This is a genomic window from Lentzea sp. NBRC 105346 (assembly GCF_030269605.1).
Taxonomy (GTDB): Bacteria; Actinomycetota; Actinomycetes; order Mycobacteriales; family Pseudonocardiaceae; genus Lentzea.
This window is the reverse complement of sequence record NZ_BSTQ01000001.1, coordinates 707,157-729,333: the sequence shown is the minus strand read 5'-3', so window position 1 is coordinate 729,333 and position 22,177 is coordinate 707,157. Positions and strand designations below refer to the sequence as shown.

At 69.1% G+C, this 22,177-nt stretch carries 19 protein-coding genes; 11 read left to right on the top strand and 8 right to left on the bottom strand.

Annotation, left to right across the window (positions count from 1 at the left end; genetic code table 11):
- The first annotated feature begins 48 nt into the window (after nucleotides 1–48).
- The gene (gene lnt / locus QSK35_RS02845; RefSeq protein ID WP_285741904.1) at nucleotides 49–1,527 is read left to right on the top strand and encodes an apolipoprotein N-acyltransferase; all 1,479 of its coding nucleotides are present in this window, start codon (nucleotides 49–51) and stop codon (nucleotides 1,525–1,527) included.
- Entirely contained in the window at nucleotides 1,502–2,275 is a 774-nt protein-coding gene (locus QSK35_RS02840; protein WP_285741902.1) for a polyprenol monophosphomannose synthase, read from the top strand. Before lnt ends, QSK35_RS02840 begins: the two co-directional genes overlap by 26 nt.
- A 46-nt stretch (nucleotides 2,276–2,321) precedes the next feature.
- Here QSK35_RS02840 and QSK35_RS02835 read toward each other — a convergent pair whose 3' ends face one another.
- Nucleotides 2,322–2,654 (bottom strand): hypothetical protein, encoded by a 333-nt coding sequence (locus QSK35_RS02835; protein WP_285741900.1) that lies wholly within the window; start codon nucleotides 2,652–2,654, stop codon nucleotides 2,322–2,324.
- Nucleotides 2,655–2,806: 152 nt separating this feature from the next.
- Here QSK35_RS02835 and QSK35_RS02830 point away from each other — a divergent pair, with 152 nt between their 5' ends.
- The 3 genes from QSK35_RS02830 to QSK35_RS02820 are packed head-to-tail and all read left to right on the top strand — an operon-like array spanning nucleotide 2,807 to nucleotide 8,451.
- Complete coding sequence (locus tag QSK35_RS02830; RefSeq protein WP_285741898.1) at nucleotides 2,807–5,536, top strand: AfsR/SARP family transcriptional regulator; 2,730 nt, start codon at nucleotides 2,807–2,809, stop codon at nucleotides 5,534–5,536.
- 30 nt (nucleotides 5,537–5,566) lie between these two features.
- On the top strand, nucleotides 5,567–8,143 hold the full coding sequence (locus QSK35_RS02825) for an AAA family ATPase (RefSeq protein WP_285741896.1): 2,577 nt from the start codon (nucleotides 5,567–5,569) through the stop codon (nucleotides 8,141–8,143).
- Nucleotides 8,144–8,178: 35 nt separating this feature from the next.
- Nucleotides 8,179–8,451 carry a hypothetical protein gene (locus QSK35_RS02820; RefSeq protein ID WP_285741894.1) on the top strand — a complete coding sequence of 91 codons (273 nt, stop codon included), beginning with the start codon at nucleotides 8,179–8,181 and terminating at the stop codon, nucleotides 8,449–8,451.
- Between the two features lie 190 nt (nucleotides 8,452–8,641).
- Here the strand turns inward: QSK35_RS02820 and QSK35_RS02815 are convergent, their stop codons facing one another.
- Nucleotides 8,642–9,310 carry a winged helix-turn-helix transcriptional regulator gene (locus QSK35_RS02815; protein WP_285741893.1) on the bottom strand — a complete coding sequence of 223 codons (669 nt, stop codon included), beginning with the start codon at nucleotides 9,308–9,310 and terminating at the stop codon, nucleotides 8,642–8,644.
- Nucleotides 9,311–9,380: 70 nt separating this feature from the next.
- Between QSK35_RS02815 and QSK35_RS02810 the strand changes: the two genes are divergently transcribed.
- Together QSK35_RS02810 and QSK35_RS02805 are read left to right on the top strand one after the other, a co-directional pair.
- Nucleotides 9,381–10,532, top strand: coding sequence for an acyl-CoA dehydrogenase family protein (locus tag QSK35_RS02810; protein ID WP_285741892.1), 1,152 nt, complete (start codon nucleotides 9,381–9,383; stop codon nucleotides 10,530–10,532).
- A 33-nt stretch (nucleotides 10,533–10,565) separates the two neighbouring features.
- Nucleotides 10,566–11,765, top strand: a complete 1,200-nt coding sequence (locus QSK35_RS02805) for an MFS transporter (protein ID WP_352243100.1) — start codon at nucleotides 10,566–10,568, stop codon at nucleotides 11,763–11,765.
- 30 nt (nucleotides 11,766–11,795) lie between these two features.
- On the opposite strand, the gene QSK35_RS02800 is transcribed toward QSK35_RS02805, so the two are convergent.
- The 3 genes from QSK35_RS02800 to QSK35_RS02790 form a co-directional block, all read right to left on the bottom strand.
- A complete protein-coding gene (locus QSK35_RS02800) occupies nucleotides 11,796–12,140 on the bottom strand; it encodes an RNA polymerase-binding protein RbpA (RefSeq protein ID WP_285741891.1) in 345 nt (114 codons plus the stop codon).
- 624 nt (nucleotides 12,141–12,764) lie between these two features.
- Nucleotides 12,765–13,739: a D-cysteine desulfhydrase family protein gene (locus tag QSK35_RS02795; RefSeq protein ID WP_285741890.1), complete on the bottom strand. Its 975-nt coding sequence runs from the start codon at nucleotides 13,737–13,739 to the stop codon at nucleotides 12,765–12,767.
- A 20-nt stretch (nucleotides 13,740–13,759) separates the two neighbouring features.
- Nucleotides 13,760–16,672 carry a patatin-like phospholipase family protein gene (locus QSK35_RS02790; RefSeq protein WP_285741888.1) on the bottom strand — a complete coding sequence of 971 codons (2,913 nt, stop codon included), beginning with the start codon at nucleotides 16,670–16,672 and terminating at the stop codon, nucleotides 13,760–13,762.
- 595 nt (nucleotides 16,673–17,267) lie between these two features.
- Between QSK35_RS02790 and QSK35_RS02785 the strand changes: the two genes are divergently transcribed.
- Nucleotides 17,268–17,444, top strand: coding sequence for a hypothetical protein (locus QSK35_RS02785; RefSeq protein WP_285741885.1), 177 nt, complete (start codon nucleotides 17,268–17,270; stop codon nucleotides 17,442–17,444).
- Here the strand turns inward: QSK35_RS02785 and QSK35_RS02780 are convergent.
- Nucleotides 17,432–17,884: a group II truncated hemoglobin gene (locus tag QSK35_RS02780; RefSeq protein ID WP_285741884.1), complete on the bottom strand. Its 453-nt coding sequence runs from the start codon at nucleotides 17,882–17,884 to the stop codon at nucleotides 17,432–17,434. The two genes, QSK35_RS02785 and QSK35_RS02780, sit on opposite strands and share 13 nt — an antisense overlap.
- A gap of 34 nt (nucleotides 17,885–17,918) precedes the next feature.
- Here QSK35_RS02780 and QSK35_RS02775 point away from each other — a divergent pair, with 34 nt between their 5' ends.
- Nucleotides 17,919–18,449 (top strand): DinB family protein, encoded by a 531-nt coding sequence (locus tag QSK35_RS02775; RefSeq protein ID WP_502881616.1) that lies wholly within the window; start codon nucleotides 17,919–17,921, stop codon nucleotides 18,447–18,449.
- Nucleotides 18,450–18,455: 6 nt separating this feature from the next.
- Nucleotides 18,456–18,863 carry an MmcQ/YjbR family DNA-binding protein gene (locus QSK35_RS02770; protein WP_502881615.1) on the top strand — a complete coding sequence of 136 codons (408 nt, stop codon included), beginning with the start codon at nucleotides 18,456–18,458 and terminating at the stop codon, nucleotides 18,861–18,863.
- On the opposite strand, the gene QSK35_RS02765 is transcribed toward QSK35_RS02770, so the two are convergent.
- Nucleotides 18,842–19,867, bottom strand: coding sequence for a DUF3103 family protein (locus QSK35_RS02765; RefSeq protein WP_285741882.1), 1,026 nt, complete (start codon nucleotides 19,865–19,867; stop codon nucleotides 18,842–18,844). The genes QSK35_RS02770 and QSK35_RS02765 overlap by 22 nt on opposite strands.
- A gap of 106 nt (nucleotides 19,868–19,973) precedes the next feature.
- On the opposite strand from QSK35_RS02765, the gene QSK35_RS02760 reads away from it, so the two are divergent.
- Entirely contained in the window at nucleotides 19,974–20,606 is a 633-nt protein-coding gene (locus QSK35_RS02760) for a DUF1345 domain-containing protein (RefSeq protein WP_285741880.1), read from the top strand.
- On the opposite strand, the gene QSK35_RS02755 is transcribed toward QSK35_RS02760, so the two are convergent.
- Nucleotides 20,596–22,176 (bottom strand): NB-ARC domain-containing protein, encoded by a 1,581-nt coding sequence (locus QSK35_RS02755; protein WP_285741878.1) that lies wholly within the window; start codon nucleotides 22,174–22,176, stop codon nucleotides 20,596–20,598. The genes QSK35_RS02760 and QSK35_RS02755 overlap by 11 nt on opposite strands.
- Nucleotide 22,177: the final 1 nt, after the last annotated feature.

The following is a 22,177-nucleotide window of genomic DNA, read 5'->3' as shown; positions in this document are numbered from 1 at the left end:
GCATCACACGCATCGCGGGGCTCCCGCGTGACTCCTCAGGTCACCCGAATGGCCCTCGCGTTGGCCGGGGGTGGGCTGGTGTATGCGAGCTTCCCGCCGCGCACGGTGTGGTGGCTGGCGCCGGTCGGTTTCGCGCTGCTGGGGTTCGTCCTCAAGGGACGCCGCGCGCGGGCCGGGTTCGGCTACGGCCTGCTGTTCGGGCTCGGGTTCATGACGCCGCTGCTGCGGTGGACGGGCGAGTTCGTCGGCCTGGTCGCGTGGCTGCCATTGGCTTTCGCGTGCGCGGTGATGATCGCGATCGGGACCGCGTTCATGGCCGTCGTGTCCCGGCTGCGGTTCGCTCCTTTGTGGATGGCGTTCCTGTGGGTCGCGGACGAGGCGCTGCGCGGGGTGTTCCCCTTCGGCGGCTTCCCGTGGGGCAAGATCGCGTTCGGTCAGCCCGAGGGGTGGTATCTGCCGCTCGCGTCGTTCGGCGGAGCGCCGCTGATCGGGTTCGCGGTGGCGCTGACCGGGTTCGGGATCGCGTGGGTGCGCGACTGGAAGGTCGGCGTGCCGCTCACGGTCCTGCCGCTGGTGGCCGGCCTGGCGACCATGCCGCTGGTCGGGGTGAACCCGTCCGAGGGCACCGCGACGGTCGCCGCGATCCAGGGCAACGTGCCGCGCGCCGGCCTCGACTTCGCCGCGCAGCGCCGGGCCGTGCTCGACAACCACGTGAAGCGCACGATCGAGCTCGCCAACGATGTGGCCGCCGGTCGCGCCAAGCAACCGGACCTGGTGATCTGGCCGGAGAACTCGTCGGACATCGACCCGTTCCGCAACCTCGACGCGGCCGTCCAGATCGACCGCGCCGCCGAGGCGATCAAGGCGCCGATCGCGGTCGGCGCGGTGCTCATCGACCGCAACGACGGCCTGCCGCGCAACACCGTCGTGCTCTGGGAGCCCGGCAAGGGCTCGACGGACACGTACACCAAGCGGCAGCTGCAGCCGTTCGGCGAGACGATGCCCTACCGGTCGTTCTTCCGGCTGTTCACCAAGACCGTCGACCGCGCGGGCAACTTCCAGCCGGGCGACGACCCCAAGGGGTTCGACATGGGACCGGCACGTGTGGCAATCGACACGTGTTACGAGGTCGCGTTCGACAATGTCGTACGCGATTCGGTTCGGGCCGGGTCGAACATCATCGCCATCCCGACGAACAACGCCACGTTCGGGTTCACCGAGATGACGTACCAGCAGCAAGCCATGTCGCGTGTGCGTGCGGTCGAGCACGGCCGGGCGGTGGTCATCGCGGCCACTTCCGGGGTCAGTGCGATCGTTCAGCCCGACGGTTCAGTGACGCAGCGAACGTCCCTGTTCACCCCGGATGCCCTGGTCGCGAACCTGCCGCTGCGCGGGGAGACTACGCTGGCCACTCGGCTGGGTGCCTGGCCCGAGTGGGTGTTGACCGCTGCGGGCGTTTTGGCATTCGTGTTTTGCCTGGTACGACGACGGAAGGAAGCGGATGACGGACCAGCAGGCGAAGCCTGACTCGTCGCTCGGGCCCGTGCTGGTGGTGATCCCGACCTACAACGAGCGGGACAACATCGGGAAGATCGTGAAGCGGCTGCACGCGGCACTGCCACAGGTGCACGTGCTGGTCGTGGACGACGGCAGCCCCGACGGCACCGGCCAGCTCGCCGACGAGATGGCCGCCGCCGATGAGCGCGTGCACGTGCTGCACCGCACGGAGAAGGCCGGCCTCGGTGCCGCCTACATCGCCGGCTTCACGTGGGGTCTCGAGCGCGACTACGGCGTGATCTGCGAGATGGACGCCGACGGCTCGCACGCCCCGGAGCAGCTGCACCGCCTGCTCGACGCGCTGCCCGGCGCCGACCTGGTGCTCGGCTCGCGGTACGTGCCCGGCGGCTCGGTGGTGAACTGGCCCAAGCACCGCGAGTTCCTCTCGCGCGGCGGTTCGCTCTACTCGCGGATCGTGCTCGGCTCGAACGTCCGCGACATGACCGGCGGGTACCGCGCGTTCAAGGCGAACACGCTGCGCAAGCTGAACCTGGCGTCCGTGGCGTCGGCCGGGTACTGCTTCCAGATCGACCTGCTGTGGCGGACGCTGGAACTGGGCTTCAAGGTCATCGAGGTGCCGATCACGTTCCAGGAGCGCGAGTACGGCGAGTCGAAGATGAGCGGCAACATCGTCCGCGAGGCCCTGGTGCGGGTGACGAAGTGGGGCCTGCGCCGCCGCTACACGCAGCTGCGCAACTTCTTCGCGCCGAAGTCCTGACGTCAGGCCGCCTTGACCGCGCCGCGGTCAAGGCGGCCCTGGCTTGTTACTTCCACTCGACGGTGGCGCTCTGGACGTGGAAGTTGCACTCGGCCTGATCGCTGCCCGGCCCCTGCTGCCACGTTCCCTTGATGTCCCCCTGGAACGCGCACTTGACGATCAACCGCCAGCGCTGGCCGGAGTTGCCGGAGCAGTTGGTCTTGCCCAGCGTGGTGTACCACTTGTTCTTGCAGGTGAGGCCGTTGCGGCTCTGCTCGGACGAGCCCGACATGATGGTCGGGGTCCCGGACTGAGGCGTCGCCATGGCCGGCAGGCACGTCCCGCCGCCGATCGCCACGACCGCCGCGGCGATGGCCCCCGCCCTGGCCAGGTTGTTCATCTCTGTCCCCCCTTCTCTGGACTTACCGCTGGTGAGGCGGCCCGCCCCCCAGTAGGTCTTCGGGCCGCCTCACCTCTCACGGTGCGCAGCCGTTCGTGTGAACGGCTGGCGAGTTTTCTGCATTGCGCAGGTCAACGCGCTATTCCTGCCCGGTGGAGCTGCGGTTGCTGGGTGAGGTAAGCGCTTTCCGAGACGGGTCCGAGGTCGACCTCGGCCCACCCCGGCAGCGGTGCGTGCTGGCGGCGCTGGCGGTGGACGCGGGCCGCGTGGTGCCGGCGGACCGGCTCATCGAGCGGGTGTGGGGTGCCGGCATCCCGCGGCGCGGGCGGGCGACGTTGCACAGCCACATCTCGCGGCTGCGCCACACGGGGGTGGAGATCGTCCTGCGCTCCGGCGGCTACGTCCTGGTGGTGGAGCAGGTTGATCTCCACCGGTTCCGCGACCTGTGTGCCCGTGCCCGCGGCGACGTGCGAGAGGTGGCGTTGCTGACCGAGGCCGTGGCGTTGTGGCGCGGAGAGCCGCTCACGGGCCTGAGCGGGGACTGGGCGGAGGCCGAACGCTACCGGCTGACCCAGGAGCTGAGGGTGGCCGAACACGACCTGGTCGACGCCCGGCTCCGTGCCGGCGAAGGCGAGGCGTTGGTGGCGGAACTGTCGGCGCGTGCGGCGCGGTACCCGTTGGACGAGCGGGTGGCCGGGCAGTACCTGCTGGCCCTGCACCGGGCCGGCCGGTCCGCGGACGCCCTGGCGCACTATCGGTGCTTCCGGGACCGGCTGGTCGAAGATCAGGGCACCGACCCCGGCGCCGCGCTGCGGGACCTGCACCGGCGGATCCTGGCCGCGGACTCGGACCTGTCCGGAGGCGGCGTCGCGGAGCCGGTGGTGGTGCCTCGGCAGCTGCCCGCCGCACCGCCGCATTTCGCCGGTCGCGACGCCGACCTCGCCGCGCTCACCGCTGCCCTGGACGCGGCGGAGCAGGGGCGGATGGTGGTGATCTCCGCGGTCGGTGGCGCCGGCGGGATCGGCAAGACCTGGCTGGCCGTGCATTGGGCCCATCGGCAGCTCGACCGGTTCCCCGACGGGCAGTTGTTCGTCGACCTGCGTGGTTTCAGCCCCGATGACAAGCCGATGGAGTCGGCCGTCGCGGTGCGCGGCTTCCTCGACGCTCTCGGCGTGGATCCCGGCCGCATCCCGGTCGACCCGCAGGCACAGGCGGCGCTGCTGCGCAGCCTGGTCGCCGGCAAGCGGATGCTGATCATGCTGGACAACGCGGCCGACGCCGAACAGGTGGTGCCGCTGCTGCCGGGCGGCGACTCGTGTGCGGTCGTGGTGACCAGTCGCAGGACGCTCACCGGCCTGATCACCCGGCACGGCGCGCAGCACCTGCCCCTCGACACGCTCAGCGAGCCCGAGGCCCGCGCCCTGCTGACGCGGCGGCTGGGGGCGGCGCGGGTGGAGGCCGAACCGGACGCGGTCGCCGAGCTCGTCGAGCTGTGCGGCGGCTTCCCGTTGGCGCTGGGCATCATCGCCGGCCGCGCCCACGTCCACCCGCGCCTGCCGCTGGCCGAGCTCGCCGCGGACCTGCGCGGTACGGGTGTGGAGCCGTGGTCGGACGACGACCCGGCCACGGATCTCGCGACCGTGCTGTCGTGGTCCTACCGCAGCCTGACCGCCCGGCAGCAGACGGCGTTCGGGCTGCTCGGCATCGCCCCCGGCCCGGACATCGGACTGCCCGCCGCCGCGAGCCTCACCGGGCTGTCCCCGGCGGACGCGGCCAGGGTGTTGCGCGAGTTACAGGAGGCGTCACTGCTCGGCCGCGACGCGGACGGCCGGTACTCGATGCACGACCTGATCCGCCGCTACGCCACCGACACCGCCCAGCAGCTATCCGATGACGTGCGGGAGGCCGCGCTGCGGCGGGTGGTCGGCTTCTACGCGTACACCGCCCACACCGCCAACCGTCACCTCGACCCGCACCGCCCGACGCCGAGGTCGGGCCCACCCGAACCAGACCACCCCCACCCGATCCCCGACCTCCCCGCGGCGCTTGCCTGGTTCGATCGGGAACGCCTCTGCCTGCGCGCCGCCCAGCACACCGCCGCCGCCCAGGAGTGGCATCAGACCGTGTGGCAACTGGCCTGGGCCACGATGACCTTCCACCTCCGCAGAGGACACCACCGCGACATGCTCGCGACCTGGCAGGTGGGACTGGTTGCCGCCGAACACCTCCACGACCCCGCGACGCACGCGCTCAGCCTTCGGCAGATCGGCGGCGCCTACACCCTCCTGGGGCGGCACGACGAGGCGATCATGCACATGCAGCAGTCCCTCGCGCTGGCCGAACAACACAACGACCACACCAACCAAGCGCACACCCACCGGGCACTCGGACGGTTGTGGGAGCGGCGTGGGGACGACCGGCGAGCATTGCGGCACGCAACCAGAGCCCTGAGCATCTACCGCACGCTCGGCAACCCCGTGCTGCACGCATGGGCACTCAACGAGGTGGGCTGGTCCCATGCCCGGCTCGGCGACCACGACCAGGGCCGCGACGACTGCCAGGCCGCGCTCACCTTGTTCCGGCTCCACCACGACACCAACGGTGAGGCGGCCACCTTGGACAGTCTCGGTTATATCGATCATCACACCGGCCGGCACGAGCAGGCCATCCGCCACTACCGGCAGGCCCTCACCCTGTACCGCGGCCTCGGCCATGCCTACGAAGTCGCCAACACCCTGTACGGACTGGGGCATCCGTACGCCGCGATCGGGCGGCGCGAGGAGGCACAGGCCGTGTGGCGCGAGGCACTGGAGCTGTACCGGGCACACCAACGTGACGAAGACGCCGCCAAGGTCGAGCGGCTGCTCGACGGTGCGCGGTAACGCCCGAGGTCCAGAGCGATACTTCTCAACGTGGGCGTGATCAGTGACCGGATGGTCGGCCGGCGGCGCGAGCTCGAGGCGCTGGCGGCCTGGCTCGACGACGCCCGCAACGGCACCGGGCGGCTCGTGCTGTGCGCGGGGGAGCCCGGCATCGGCAAGACCCGGCTCGCCCAGGAGCTGGCCGGACTCGCCCTGGCGAGCGGGACGGCCGTCGCGTGGGGACGGTGCGTCGAGACCGAGGGCGCGCCCGCGTACTGGCCGTGGCGGCAGGTGCTGCGCAGCATCGGGGAAGATCCGGACGAGGTCTTCGCGGACAACGCGCAGGCGGACCGGTTCCGGCTGTTCGACGCGGTCGCCACGAAGCTGGCCGGGCATCTGGTCGTGATCCTGGACGACGTGCACTGGGCCGACGAGCCGTCGCTCCTGCTGTTGCGGCATCTCGCGGACCAGCTGCAGAGCACGAAACTCCTGGTGTTCGCCGCATACCGCGAGGGCCAGCTCAAGAGCCTGCCCGGCCTGCTGGGCGCGCCGTCGACCGGGCGCCTGGACCTGCGCGGGTTCGACCGGGACGAGGTGTCCTCGCAGCTCGACGACCCGGACCAGGTGGACCAGGTCCTGGAGGTCACGGGCGGCAACCCGCTGTTCGTGCGGGAGATCGCCCGCGCGATGGCCGACGGGACGTGGCGGCCCGACCGTCCACCTCGGACGGTGCTGGACATCGTCGAAGCCCGGCTCGAGCAGATCTCGCCCGCGTGCAGGGAACTGGTGCAGGCCGCCGCGATCGCCGGCCGCGACTTCGAACCGGCGGTCGTCGCCGAGACGATCGGCAAGGACACGCACGAGTGCCTGCCGCTGGTCGACGAGGCGATCGACGCCGGGCTGATCACGCACGACAACCGGTTCGTGCACGCGCTCACCCGTGCCGCGGTCGAGGCGTCACTGAGGACGACGGAACGGGCGCACCTGCACCGCAGGACGGCCGAGGTGCTGACGCGACGACATCCCGGACGGGTCGCCGACATCGCGCGGCACTGGGCCGCGCTGGTGCCCTACGGCGAGTCGGAGAACGCCCGGAAGTGGACCGAGAAGGCCGCCGGGGAAGCCGTCCGCAGCCTCGCGTACGAAGAGGGCGTGCGGCTGTACACGGCCGCGCTGAGCTACGGACCCGACGACGCGAAGCTCCGCAGGGCGCTGGGGCGGGCCGCGTACTTCGCCGGCGACCTGGAGGCGTGTGTCAAAGCGGCTCAGGCCGCGGCCGAACTGGCCCGGACGCCCGAAGAGCTGGCCGAAGCAGCTCTGGTGCTCGAAGCGGCACCTGGTGCCGGGGTGAACGCCGCCGCGAAGCCGTTGTGCGAGGAGGCGCTGGCGAAACTGGACGGACACGACGCACTGAAGGCCCGGTTGCTGGCCCAACGCAGTCACCTCGCGTTCTACGACGGCGAACAGGATCGTGTGGACACGCTCAGCCGCGACGCGCTGAGCCTGGCTCGTAAAGCGAACGACAACAAGGCCTTGGAGGAAGCGCTGCGAGCCCGGCAGGAGGCCTGTCCCGGTCCGTTCGGCATTGTCGAACGGATGGCGATCGCCGAGGAGATGATCGAGCTGGGCGTTCGGACATCCAGTCCGCGCACCACCATGTGGGGCGTGCTGTGGCGGGTGTACGCGCTGATCGAGAGCGGCGAGATCACCAGGGCCGCCGAGGAGCTGCCCGCGCTGGAGCTCGCGGCCGACCGCGTCGGCGGGCCGTACAGCGCGTGGCACCTTGAGGTCGTCAGCGCGTGCGTCGCCCAGGCGCAGGGCCGGTATGAGCAGGCGAAAGCGTTGGGGCGCAAGGCGTTCGAACGGATGCGCGTGTTCGAACCGATGCCCGCGCACGGCGCGTACTTCGCGTTGCAGTCGGGGCTCGCCCGGCACCTCGGCGCCGACGAGGAGGCCGTCGCGTTCGCGCGCTCGAGGTTCGAGTCGCCGCCGCGGTTCCGCACGATGGCCCGGATGACGCGCGCGTACCTGTTGCTCCGCGGCGGATTCCCGGAGGAGGCGCTCGAGTCCTACCGGCTCGCCGGGCCGATGGACACCTGGGACCTGCCCGCGTTCTTCACCCTGCCGGGTCGCGTGATCGCGCTGCTGGTCACGGCGAGACTCGGACTGTTCGACGATGTCGAACGGCTTATGGCTCTGCTCGAACCGCACCGCGGTGCGCACGCGGTCGGCAACGGCGTCGCCTACATGGGCCCGGTCGAGCTGGCCCTGGGTATCGGGGCAATCGCGCTCGGCGATGCCGAACGAGCGAGGCGCGAGCTTCGAACGGCGTTCGACATGGTCGAACGGGCAGGCGCACCCGGCTTCGTCGCGGAGGTGCGACGGCTCCTCGACGATCTGACGGACCCGCTGCTCAGCCCGCGCGAGTCCGAGGTCGCCCGGCTGGTGGCGGAGGGGCTGACGAACCGGGGGATCGCCGAACGCCTCTACATCTCCGAACGCACCGCGCAGAACCACGTCCAGCACATACTCACCAAGCTCGGCTTCTCCACCCGCAGCCAGATCGCGGCGTGGATGAGTACGGCGATGAGTACTCCGGCGGATGTCCGGCCGCTCCGGAATTCCTAGCTTCGTACCTGTCAGCAGGGACGAAGGAGGAAGTCATGGAGTGGATCACGATCGCGACGCCGCCGTTCGGCTCGATCGAGAAGTTCGACCAGGTGTCAGCCGGCAAGGCGCCGGACGGATGCGTCGCCCGCTACGCCGGCACGGTCGACGGCGAGCTGCGCGTCATCGCGCTGTGGGAGACCAAGGCGCACGCGGACAGGTTCTTCACCGAGACGCTCGGGCCGGTGCTGGCCAAGACGCTCGGGCCCGAGCCGTCGGGTATGCCGAAGGTCGAGCACGTGGACGTCAAGCGGACCTACGTGGCCTGAGCGCGCACGGCGCGGACGTTGGGCGCGATCGGGCTGACGCGGACGACAGCTCGATCTCGCCTTCCCACATGCGGAACAGGGGTCGGGAGGTCCGATGTCAGCACGGCGTCGATGCCGGGTCAACTAGTAGCCGACCTCGGTGCGCACCGTTGGGCGTGCCGAAGGTCGAGCACGTAGACGTCAAGCGGACCTACGTGGCCTGGGCGCGCACCGCGCGGACGTTGGGCGCGATCGGGCTGAGCTGCAACCACTGCGTGAGGCCGCGCTGGATCCAGCGCGGCCCGGTCAGCCCGATCGACCCGGCCCGGATCGCGGAGGACAGCTCGATCTCGCCTTCCCACATGCGGAACAGTGTCGGCAGGTCCGACGTCAGCACGGCGTCGATGTCGAAACCGGGGTCGGTGTAGCAGACCGACGCGTCACCGGGCTCGAGCACCAGCCAGTACTTGCGGCGGCGGTCGGCGATGTCGACCTGGATGACCGCCCGCTTGGTGATGCCGCTGGTGTCGATGCGGCCGTGCATCCACCACAGCAGCACCTCGGGGTCGAGCTCCTCGGGCCGCGGGTCGCCGAACGCGTACCGCGCACCCCAGTCCGCGAGCCCGAACACCAGCGGCCGCAGGTCCTCGCCGGCCTGGGTCAGCTCGTAGCCGTCCTCGGTGCGCACGACGAGCCCGTCGTTGACCAGCTGCCGCAGCCGGCGTGACAGCAGCGCACGGGACAGTCCCGGCAGGCCGCGCGCGATGTCGTTGAACCGGCGCGCGCCGATCAGCATGTCCCGCACGATCAGCAACGTCCACCGGTCGCCCAGCACCTCGACTGCCCGGACGATCGGGCAGTACTGCGCGTAACTGCGCATGTGCGCACCTCCGGATCGCGGTTCAGTTGTTGTACTACCTGAGGAATCGTCCGGTTCCTAGTTTCGTGACATGACAACTACTACTGAACCCATGCAGGTCGGTTCCGGCACCTACCCGACACCCGTCCGTCCGGACGACACGCGGTTCGTCGGCATGGCGTCCCGCATCGGCGCGGTGGCCGCCGAACACGCCGCCGAGCACGACCGCGATGCCACATTTGTGGTGGAGGCCTACGACGCCATGCGGTCGGAGGGCTACCTGGCGTTGGCCGTACCCGAGGAACTGGGCGGCCTCGGCGCGACGATGCGGCAGGTCTGTTACGCGCAGGCCGAGCTGGCCAGACACGACGGAGCGACGGGACTCGCGCAGGCGATGCACCAGTACCTGGTGCTGATGCAGGGATTCCGCCGTCGCAACGGCGCCCCCGACGCGGAGAAGGTGCTGCGCCGCGTCGCCGCCGAGGGCATCGTGATCGCGACGAGCGGCGGCTCGGACTGGCTGTGGCCCACCACCACGGCCGTGGTGGACGGCGACACGCTGGTCGTCAACGGCCGCAAGGCGTTCTGCAGCCAGTCGCCCGGCGCCACGGTCGTCGCCACGTGTGCCGTGGTGGGCGACGAGGTGCTCCACTTCAGCGTTCCGTTCAGCGCACCCGGTGTGCGGATCGAGGAAACCTGGGACACGCTCGGCATGCGCGGCACCGCGAGCCACGACGTCGTGCTGGAGGACGTCCGAATCCCGTTCGGCAATGTCGCAGGGAAGCGCCCATATGGCGAGTTCGGCGGACCGCTGTTCGCCGCGACCGTCCACTTCGCACCCGTCGTCGGCGCGACGTACTACGGGATCGCCGCCGGCGCCCGTGACATCGCGGTGGCGGCGGCCAAGAAGGGCGGCGCGCGGCCGATCGGGCTGATGGACACCCGGCTGCGGACGGCCTGGTGGTCGTTGATGGGCGCGATCGACGAGCTGGGCGACGACTACGCCTGCAGTCCGTCCACTTTGGCCACTGTCATGACCGCGAAGCGGGAGGCGGTCCTGGCGGCGCTCGAGGTCGTGGACCTGGCGATGGACGTGCTCGGCGGGCGGGCGTTCTTCAAGAAGTCACCGCTGGAGCGCGCGTTCCGGGACGTGCGAGCGGCCAAGTTCCACCCGCTCACGCCCGAGTCCACGCTGAGCTACGTCGGCAAGCTGGCGTTGGGCGATCCCGGTATCACTGAGTAATTCGCTTGCATCGCACGGTGATCAGTCGCGAGTGTGCAGAACATAACACGTGGCTGGGGGCGGCTGCAGGCCGTGGTGGTGGCGAGCTCGTCCGGTGAGGGTCTGCTGATGACGGCCGTGCCGTGGCTGGCGGCGACGATCACGACGGATCCCCGGACGGTGTCGCTGGTGAAGGCGGTCTGGCAGGCGCCGTGGCTGCTGTTCGCGCTGTTCGCCGGAGTCGTGATCGACCGGGTGCGCCGGACCAGCGTGCTGGCGTTCGCCTATGTCGTACTGGGGAGCGCCGCGCTGGCGCTCGCGGTCGCGCCGCTGAGCATTCCGCTGCTCCTCGTGGTGGCGCTGACCGTGGGCACGGCGCAGGTGTTCGGCGAGTGCGCGACCGGCGCGCTGGTGCCGGGGCTGGTGGGCCGCGACCGGCTCACCGCGGCGAACACCCGGCTGATCATGCTGGAGGCCGGCCTGGTGCGGTTCGTCGCGCCGCCGCTCGCCGGGTTCCTGGTGGCGTGGTTCGCGGGCGGCTCCGCGTGGGTCGCCGTGGCGTGTGCGGTGGCCGCCCTCCTGCTGGTGCGCGCGATCCCGGCAGAGCGGCCCGTGCGATCCGAACAGCATCCGTTGCGCGACATCGCCGAAGGGCTGCGGTTCCTGGTCGGGACGCGGCTGCTGCGGACGATCAGCATCGTCGTGGCACTCGGGTCCTTCGGCTCGGGGGCGACCACGGCGCTGCTCGTGCTGTTCACGACGAACGAGCTGCACATCGGTGCCTTCGGGTTCGGCGTGATGCTGGCGTGCCTCGCGGCCGGGTGGATCGCGTCGTCGTTCTTCGCCGACCGGCTCGTCGCGCGGGTCGGCTACCCCGCGGCGATGCGCGGCGCGCAGATCGGCATGGCGGTGACGTTGCTGGCGTTCGCGGTCATTCCGCCGTGGCCGGCGCTGGCCGGGTTCGTGCTGTTCAGCACGACCGCGGTGGTGCTGGTGTGGAACGTGTGCTCGCAGTCGACCCGGCAGCGGTTCACGCCGTCCGAGCTGCTGGGCCGGGTGCTGACGAGCCACAAGACGCTGACGTGGGGCCTGATGCCGCTGGGCGCGCTGGCGGGCGGGTTCATGGCCGCGGAGTTCGGGCTGCGGTCGGTGTGGCTGATGGCCGGTCTGCTGCACGTCGTGAACGTCTTGATCGTCTGGCGCGTGCTCACGCCGGCGGCGTTCGAGAACGCACAAAAGACCGCCCCGGTGTGACCGGGGCGGTCTTCGTGTCTTGTGGGGAGGTCAGGCCGTGCGGGTGCGGCGTCCGCGCAGCTCCTCCAGCCGCTCGTCGAGCAGCTCCTCCAGCTCCGGGATGGTGCGGCGCTCCAGCAGCATGTCCCAGTGGGTGCGCGGCGGCTTGACCTTCTTCACCTCCGGCTCGAGGCCGTCGATGATCTTGGACTCGGAGCCGTGCAGACGACACTCCCACATGGGCGGGACTTCGGCGTCGTCGGAGAAGGGAACCTCGAAATCATGTCCCTTCGGGCAGGCGTACCGCGCGGCGCGGCGGGGAGCGAGATCGTGATTGCGGTCGGTCTCGTAGCTGACTGCTCCGAGCCGGCTACCACGTAGAACGCGGTCGGCCATGGCGGTGTCCTTTCGCTCGGCTCAGGGCCGGGGCCCAGGCTTCGTGCTCACCGAGTGCAACGCCCGGATTGCTCCGTTCGTTCCCGGCTCGCTTCTCATGGTCGCCCACAGTGACGTCTTTCACTCGTCAACGAAGGCTTCCTACTAATGGATGCGATCGCTTGTGGATCGTGACGCGTTATCAAGCTTTCGCGCTGATCCGTCACTCTATCGGCCTAGTCCAGCGTTGATAAGAGGCCCTTCGGTTGCCGTTGCAAGCACTTTGTGCGACGTCAGAGCCGTGTTAACTCGGGTGAGAGTGACGTGAGTGTGCCGTCTCATTACGCAAAGTAGTGGACGTGTGTTCGGGCACAGTGTCAACTCTCCGTGGTCAGATTGTTCGGTTCTGTATTCGCCGCCTATCAGTGCTTCGAACAATTCACCCATCTGGTTCGCCGTCCGGCGGGGTACCCTGGCGCCGCCGACCCGCCGTGGGCCCCCGGAGGTCTGTCTGCGGCAAGATCGGCGGTCTGACGTTCACCCTCACCTGTGACAACGGCAACCCGCCAGGTCGAGGGCGTATTCCGCATCACCAGCCAAGTTGGTACCCGGATCAGCCTCAAGCAAACCTTCCGCCGAGCGGCATCAGGTTCTGGCGGAAGTGATCGCCTCGGGCGCGTAGCCGTAGAGGCCGGGCAGGCCGCCGGTGTGCACGAACACGATCGGCAGGTCCTCGTTCTTCGCGCGTTTCGCGAGTGCGGCGGCGGCCTTCCCGCTGTAGACCGGGTCGAGCAGCACGCCCTCGGTGCGCGCGAACAGCTTCAGCGCCGCCCACATCTCCTCGGTCGGCACGCCGTAGCCGGGGCCGATCGTGTCGTCGCCGAAGTCGACGTTCAACTCGGGCAGGTCGACGTTCAGCAGCTTCGCCGCTTCCGTCGCGAGATCGTGGAGCTCCTTGACGGTGTCCTCTTGTGGGTGGCTGACGCTGGCCGCGTGGATCCGGCCGGGCCAGCCGAGCAGTGCCGTGCCGAGCGCGAGGCCGGCGGCCGTGGCGCCGCTGCCCTGGGCGACGTAGATCGTCGCCTCGCCGATGCCGCGCTCGTTGAGCTGTCCGACCAGTTCGATCGCGGCGGCGACGTAACCGAGCGTGCCAAGGCCGTTCGAGCCGCCGACCGGGAGCGTGACCGCCTGGTCGTGGTCGATCTCGTCGTAGATCTTCCCGGCTTCCTCGGGGGTGCGGGTGATGTGGACGTTCGCGCCGAAGAAGTGGTCCAGCACGACGTTGCCGGACTGTTCGTAGGCCTCGCCCTCCTGCGGCACCTTGGCGGTCAGGATGAGCTCGCAGCGCAGGCCGAGCTTGGCGCACGCGGCGGCGGTCTGCCTGCCGTGGTTGGTCTGCAGTGCGCCGAACGTGATCACGGTGTCCTTGCCCTGTTCGAGGGCTTCACCGAGCAGGAACTCCAGCTTGCGCAGCTTGTTGCCGCCCGCGCCGAGCCCGTTCACGTCGTCGCGCTTGATCAGCACCGGCGGCCCGCCGAGTGCCTCGCTCAGCCGCGGGGCGTCCTCCAGCGGAGTGGGCCAGGTGCCGAGCGGGACGCGGGGGAAGGCGCTGAGGTCCATGCGGCTCAACCTAATGTGAGTCAGCGCGAGGTCCGGCAATGCTTGACTACTTTCTCGAGTTGCTGACCCAGCGTTGGACCGTCCCGGAGCGCTTCGTCGAGCTGGGCGTCGAGCTCGGACCTCGCGCTGCGTGACAACGTCCACCCCAATGGTGCCTGCGCTCCTGGCTTGGGCACGTTGGCGATTCGAACGTAGTAAGGGCAACCAAAAGCAGCATAGGCGCGTTGCCGTGCGCTGGAGTCCGCTGCGGCCAGCGCGGCGGTCGATCCGAGCAATGGCACCAGCAGCTCACTGGGACGGTTGGGCGCGGCGGCGGCCGCGACACTCCCGTACCCGTTGTCGATCTGGATGAGCACCGGACGGACTCGCCGACTCGGCGCCGGTCGGCCTTTGAGCATGAGATCGCAGTCCGATGAGGCCTCACGTGCGAACGCGGCGTTGTGGCAGTCGATCAGTGGCCGCAGCGTCTCCAGGAGGTCGTGGGCGGTGAGGCTTGCGCTGGCCTCGACATATCCGCCATCGACCACATGCACCGGGCTGTCCTTTTCATAGCAGCTCGGCAACCTACCCGCCGGGGTTACGTAGGGAAATCGGGCCGACAGCAGCGCCGCGGTGGACCGGTTGACGTCGTTGCAGCTCGTATACCCCTCGTAGAGATCGATCAATGCCGGACCGGTGAGGGGCTTGTTGCTCGGTACCGGGTCCTCCGGTCGCCCGCGGCACAGAGTCGATCCACCGGGCCGGTCGAAGGCGCCGAGTTCGACGGGGGCGACGAGCGCCCGGCAGCCGCTCTCGACCGCGGTCCCGTTTAGCAAGACGAGGGGCGTAGTAGGCCGGCCGGGCCGCCACATCGCGTGGAAGGAATCGCCGAGCGCGGGCTGGGCGCGTTCCCATGATCTCTCGAGTACGGCGGCCCTGTCGTATTGCGGGAAGCCGAGGAACGAGCGTGGGACGTCGACGTTCACCATCCAGGAGATGGCGGCGGTCAGGTGATCTTTGCCGAAAACCTGCTGGTAAGAGGTCTTGTCACCGGGCTCGGTGGAGACCCACGACATGATGCCGAGACTTCCGCCGGACACACCGCTCGCGGCGAACACCGGCCTGTCGCACGGTTTGGCGGAACCAGGTGGAAACAGCTTGTCGAGCACGCCCGCGGTCCAGTAGGCCGCGCGGATCCCGCCGCCGGAGGCGGCGACGATCACGAGTTGGGCCTCCTGGTCCGAGCGCGCCGCCCCCGACGCGCAGTTGTCTTGTGCCCATTGGTCGAATGCGGTCGCCAACGCGATCGGGGGAGGCGACTTTTCTGGCCTGAACTGGACGCGGTGCCCGTTGGGGTCGAGCAAGGACCCGACCACGAACCACACGAACAGCAACGTGAATACCGGTGTGTGCCGCAGATGCAGCAGTTGGAACGCGGTCACCGGTGCGGTTCTGTGTGACCAGCGCTGCATCTCGTTACCCACGATCGTCGCAGCGGCGGTGAACAGCGACGCTGTCGCGACCGGACCGAGGAACACCGGCACCTCGAAGCGGGTGTTCGGCAGCCATGCCAGAACCATGTTGATCCCGCAGAGGATCGCTATCAGCCAATACAGCCGGGCGCTGCCGGGATCTGTCCAAGACCACTTGATCTCTTCCAGTTGCTTGAGTGCAGCGGGAATGGCGAGCGCGGAGACGCCGAGCCCGAGCCCGACGATGAGCAAGATGCCCGCACGTCCGCGTTCCGGACCCAACAGTGCGGGCACGGCTGCGGAACGGATCATCAGGGTCGCGAGGACGAGCATCGGGAATGCAGCGATCCAGCGCGCCCACTGCGTGCCGCGGTGGAAGATTACACTTTGCTCGTCTCTTTCACCGGGTGACATCGTGTCCACTTGTGCGCCTGCCGCTTGTGCACGCCGATGCCATGGCGCCGCGCCGCCGAACCATGACAGCACGACCACAACGCCCAGCACGGCGACAAGACCGAACAGGTTCCGCCCGCCGGACTGGATGAACACGACAAAGGCCGCACCGGCGGACACCACCGCCGCGATGAACACACCAAGTGGTGCAGGACCGCGGTGTGTGGGTGTAGTGGCCGCCGGCAACCGGTGCGCGCCCCGCCACAGCACCACCGACAGCAGCACCACCGACAGCGGCGTGGCGATCAGCGATGGCAGATGGTCGGCGCTGCCAAGCAGTGCGTCCTGCATCTGATCGAGGCCGAAACCCGTGAGCAGGAGTGCGAGTGCGAGCGCGGCGCCGATCTGCAGCCGAAGGTACTTCACCGTCGGCCAGAACGTCGAGCGTGCGTCACGGGCGGCGAGAAGGTGGCCACTCAATGCGAGCAGCATGAGCGCGACGAGCGTCACGCCGATCCATTTGATACTGGAAGCGACCGTCAGCACGGTTACCCACCATGCAGCCGGAATCGCGGTCGGATCGGAGAACTGCCACTGTGCGATCGCCTCGGTCAGGTCGCAGGCGATCACCAGAGTGATGAGAGCTCCGCGAATTCTCGTGGCTATTTTCAATCCGAGTTGGATGGGGGCGGCCGTCTCGTTCTTGGACAGTCGTCGGCAAAGTGCCTTGAAGGCAGAGATCAATAGGGTTAGATAGCTGATCATGAACAGCACGTCGAGCATGATGTAGCGCTGCAACAGTAGAGTCGCTGTGGACTCGTTGGCGGAACCCTCGATGTTTCCGCCGCGTTCGATGCACTGCTTGACGATCTCACCTGGCCCGTTCGCCGTCCGAGCGCTGTCGTTGTGCCATACGCACCACGTCTCCATGGCTTCGGAACGACTCAGTCCGGTCAGTCCGGTGATTTTGTGCGCCTGGTATCCGGGAACCTCGATTCGCCCGGTGCTCGTGTCGTACTGGCCTAACATGACCATCAGGAGTATTGCGGCGAGCGCGACGAACGCACTTGTGTATTTGAAAGCGGCCATGGTGAACCTCGCGGCGTGCCCTTGAAGGTGGACAAATCGCTGATGTGTACTTCATATTCGCCGCAAGTCGAGATTCGTTACCGGTCGTGACCATTCCTGTGTAATGCTTCACCTGAATGGAGTAAATGCGTCGTCTCTGCCTGCCAGTGGCATAGAGAAATCGGATGGCAGATCGGCGTGATCAAGGGTAACGAGCGGTTGGCATCGAGGAGGCGACGCCGCTGGCGTCATGGGGTTGGACGATCCGCTCTGGTTCGCTGTCCTCGAAGGCCGAGAGGACGAAGCCAGTGCGCTGGTCGCGTCGGTTGACTGGGATCTGTTCGACTACGACGGACCCGGCCTGGCGTGTGTCGCGGGGCATCGAAGTCGACGAGACCGCAAGGCGTATGGAGGCAACGCCCGCTGACGCTCTGGAAGATCCGTGGGAGTTCGCCAACGACCTGATGCTCGTCTGGCGCGACCGACGTGCCCGGCGGCTGGGTAATCGCTCAGCCGTGGGGGATGTCCGGTGTGACCAAGCGGCTGTCCGTGGGCACTGTCTGCTATGGCGTGTATGCCAATCCCTGGAGCGGCAACCAGGGCAGCATCATCCGTGATGGCGAGATCGAGGGCTGGGACCTGCGCCCCAGGCAGGGGAGCGGACCCAGCCGACTCGGCCGAGATGGTGCTGCTCGCCGATCTGTACCTGGACGAGCCCGCGGCGGACTGCTGCACGTTCACCGGCTCGCCGGACGCGCGGCTGCGGCTGCCCGACCGCGACTACTGGGCCTGACCGTCCCAAGACCACCGGGGCATCGGCAACCCCTTGGGCGCGCCGGGCTCGGGATAGGACAGCACCTCGGCGACCGCCCACTCCATGTAGTCGCGGAGTGCTTTGCGGAACTCCGGATCCTCGGGCAGCCCGGCGTTGTCGGCGGCGCGGACGAAGCAGTCGACGAACCGCCGCCCGAGGTCGCTCATGTCCCCGTTGCCCGAGTGCATCTCGAGCACCCCGGAGTGGTCGCCGCACTCCTTTGAGTAGCTGGGCGGGCCGCCCATGACCTCGGCCCAGTACGCGGCGAGGCGTTCGACGTGCTGGGGATGCTGGTCCGGGTGGGAGAACGGGTGGTTCAGCTCGGGATCGGCGACGCAGCGCGCGTGGTGGGCTCGCGCAAGTGCGAGGAAGGCGGCGTCGCCGCCCGCGAAGTCGTAGAGCGAGGGCCTGGACTCCATGGGCGCCAACCTAACCCCGGATACGCTGCCGCGCATGCCCAGACGAGCGGAGATCTTCCAGGCCGGCGAAGCGCGGTTCGACACCAGCGCCACCGCGGACGAACGCACCATGCTCGCCGACTTCCTGCGGGCCCAGCGCCACACGTTGGTGCTGAAGTGCTCCGGCCTGTCCGCGGAGCTGGCAGCGCGGTCCGTCGAGCCGTCCACGTTGTCGTTGCTGGGCCTGGTGCGGCACCTCGCGGACGTCGAACGCCGGTGGTTCCGGCAGGTGCTGGCGGGGGAGGACGTCGCGCTGCGCTTCAGTTCCGTGGCGAACCCCGACGGCGACTTCGATGACGTCTCGGCGGACGGTGTCGCTGAAGCATGGGAGGCCTGGCACGACGAGGTGGCGTTCGCCGATCGCTTCGTGGCGGCCGCCCCGAGCCTGGACGTGACGGGGGAGGACCCGTGGCGCGGCACGGTGTCGCTGCGCTGGGTGCTGGTCCACATGGTCGAGGAGTACGCGCGGCACAACGGGCACGCGGATCTGTTGCGGGAGCGCATCGACGGACAGGTGGGTCTCTAGACTCCGGTGGTGGCGACGAGCGACGAGTTCTTCGAGTTCGTGGACGCGCTGCCCGCCCTGGAGAAGCAGCCGCGGGACACCTACACCGCGTTCGCCGTGGGCGGCAGGCGGTTCGGGTACTTCTGGCCGCGCACCCACACCGTCGGGCTGAAGCAGACGCTGTCCGAGCAACAGGCGCTCGTCGCGGAACGGCCGGACGTGTTCGAGGAGCAGTACCAGTCGGGCGGGTTCGGCTGGGTCGTCGTCTACCTGGCGGGCATCGAGCTGGACGAGCTGACCGAGCTGGTGTTCGAGGCGTGGCGGCTGACCGCGCCGGAGGACCTCATCGCGGAGGCCACGGACCCGGCGCGGTCGGCACGGACTCGGAACTCGCGGACTCGGAACCGGCGGACTCAGAACTCGCGGACGAAGTAGGGCACGGTGTCGATCCACCCTCGGGCCGATGCTCCGTTGAGGACGCCGCTGCCCTGTTCGGCGAGGGTGTACCAGGACTCGACGTAGTCGGGGTCGTCGGTGTACCAGCTGTCCGGGATGGCGCCGAGGATCGCGTCGACCAGGGGGATGTACGCGCCACCGTCCACAATGGTCAGAAGCGCGGTGGCGATCGCCTGGGCGAGCGCGCGGTAGTTGGTGTCGCCGTCGTCCTCCATCATCACGACGTCGGCCAGGTCGTACTTGTAGGCGTTCCAGTGGACCAGGAGCTGGTTGGGGTAGTAGGTGGTGTTCTCCTCGTCGAGGTAGGGCATGGTGACGGTGTCGACGCGTACCTTGCCGTCCAGCCCGAACCCGGTCACCAGGCTGAAGATCTCGGCGTCGCCCTTGAACCACGGCTCCTGGACGTCGCTGACCCGCACTCGGGCGATCTTGGTGGCCCAGTACCCGGCCGCGGTCGCCGACACGGCCGGTGCGGGGAGGACCTGCCGCAGGACGTTCATGCCCAGCGTCACGGCCCGTTCCACGTCCACGTCGACCAGCAGCACCGGCTCGTCGGAGACCTGTGCGGTCGGGAGTTGCTTCCGGCCGTCTGTGCCGTAGGCGGTGAACGTGACGGCCCGGTCGTCGTCGGGTGCCGCGGCGATCTTCGGGAGCGCGCCGGCGCGGAGCTGGTCGGCCATCTTCTCGTGGCCCAGGCGGATCGTGAGCAGCTTGCTCTCCGGCAGGCCTTTCGCGGTGGCGAGCCGTCGTTCCGCGGTCACGATCTTCGTGGCGAGCGGTCCAGCCAGGCCGAGGTCCGCCAGGTGGGTGGGGGAGGTCAGCACGGCGTTCGTGATCCGTGCGCGGGTGGTGGTGTCGGCGAGCCCGGCGGCGAGGTCGCGGGCGATCTGGTCGGTGATCCGATGGACTGGGCCGGTCGGTGCGGCGGTCGCGGTGGGGGAGAGGGTCGCGAGGGTCAGGACGACGACAACGAACGTTCTCATGACGCTCCTCAGCAGGGGTTTGGGGGTCACGCGTCATCCAGCTCTGATCGTGGAGATCGCCGCGTCGCCGGGCAATAGGCCGGAACGACTCACTAAGGTTCGGCCGATGAACGCCTGGTCGCCGCGCTCCGCGGTCGCTCGCCTCGCCGCCGCGGTGGTCGTCGGCACGGTGGTCGGCCTGCTCGTCGCCGGTGTCTCGGACGCGCCGCTGGGCGTGCTCGCCGGGATCGCGGCGACCGAAACGGTCTTCGTCATCGCGGGCTGGATCGTGCTGTGGCCGATGGACGCCGCCACCACGCACCGCTTCGCCGGACGCGAGGACTTCCGGCCGCTGGCCGAGGAACTGCTCGTCGTCGCGGTCGCCCTCTGTGGACTCGTCGCGATCGTCGCATCGCTGTTGCGGGGCGCGGCCGACTCCAAGCAGGTCGCGGCCGCCGTGGCGCTCGCCGGCGTCTTCATGGCGTGGTCGGCGCTGCATCTCATGTATGCCACCAGGTATGCGCACGTGTACTACCTGGCGGCGGGTGGGATCGACTTCAACTCCCCGGACCCGCCGTCCTACAAGGACTTCCTGTACTTCAGCTACAACCTCGGCATGACCTATCAGGTCTCGGACACCGCGGTGTCGAGCTCGACGGTCCGGGCGATCGTGCTGCGGCACGCCTTGCTGTCGTACGTGTTCGGGACGAGCGTGCTGGCCACCACGATCAACCTGGTCGCGGGGACCGTCACGGGCTGAGCCGGACCTCCAGAGCGGACCGGCGAACGAGGTCGTGGAACCGGTAGCGGCCCGGCGCGTGCTCCTCCACGAGTCGCGCGCGGGAAAGCCCGGACAGGATCGCGGCGGTCTCGGCCTCGGACGTGCCGGCGAGTCCGGCGGCGATCGGTGTGCCGAACTCGGCGCCTGCCTGCTGGGCGAGCAGCTGGTACACCCGCGCCGCCTCCGGACTCAACGCACGGCACACCCAGGACACGGCGGGCTTCACCGGATCCGAGTCGAACATGAGGTCCTCGATGCGTTGCCGTTCGGCTCTGAGCTCCGCGGCGACTTGCTCGAGGGTCAGGTCGGGGCGGGTGGCTGCGTGCGCGGCGGCGATCGTCAGCGCGAGCGGCAGGTGGCCGCAACTATCGATGATCGCGGTGGCCGCGCGCCGTTCGGCGGCCACCCGGCCCGGTCCGAGATACCGGCCGAGCAGCGCGGCCGCCTCGTCGGGGCGCAGCGTGCCGAGATTGATCCGTCGAGCCCCCTCTCGCACGACCAAGGGGTCCAGGCGAGATCGACTGGTCACCACGGTGAGGCAACCCGGTGCGGTGGCGAGTAGCGGGCGGACCTGTGCCGCGTCCCTGGCGTTGTCGAGCACGACGAGCATCCGCCGGTCCGCCTGCGTTCGGCGATACAGGCTTCGGGCCTCCTCCGGGTCGGCGGGGATCGGCAGGCCCAGCGCGTCCAGGAACCCGTCGAGCGCGTCCGATGACGCCACGGGCTCGGCGGACCGGTCGAAGCCGCACAGGTCCACGTACAGCTGCCCGTCGGGGAACCGGTCGGCGGCCTGGTGCGCCCAGAGCAGGGCCAGCGCGGTCTTGCCGACGCCCGCGGTGCCATCGATCGACGAGACGATGACCGTGTTCGCGTCTGTGTCGGCGAGGGCACGGAGTTCCTCATTCCGGCCGACGAAGTGCGGGGTGTACGCCGGCAGCTGACGCGGCACCACAGTGGTTCGCCGATCCTGCGGGATACCGGGCAACCGGATCCACGCGCCGATCGTCGTTTCCTTGACGTTGACCTCGATGCGCCGGTACTCGTCCGCGTCGAGGGCGGCACTGTGGCGGACGACCTCGTCGTAGAACCACGGTGACACGACGAGCCCCAGTGGTGCGGCCGACGTCGCCAGCGCGGACTTGAGCGCGGCGGAGTCGAGGATTCGGAACACGAAGTTGACCGACGATCCCACCACGCCGTGGTCGTCGTGATGGACTTCTCCGGCGTGCACCGCCACCCGCATCCGGATCCGAGCCTCCGGAGTATGTGTGCTGTTGTGCCGGTCGATGGCTGCGATCAGCTGGCTTGGGAGCGTGTCCACGACCGACGCTTTCGGCATCGTGGGCGGGAGCAGCGCCAACACACCGTCCCCACGGTCCTCCACATGACAATCCGCCCACTCCAGGCCGGAGTTGGACAACGCCGCCCGGAACGCTCGGTACATACCGGACCGCAGCGCCACTTGATCGGCATCGGACCGCTGTGGACTGCCGAATCCTTCGATGTCGACCGCGAGGATTGTCCGGTGCTCGACCGGCTGGGATGCCATG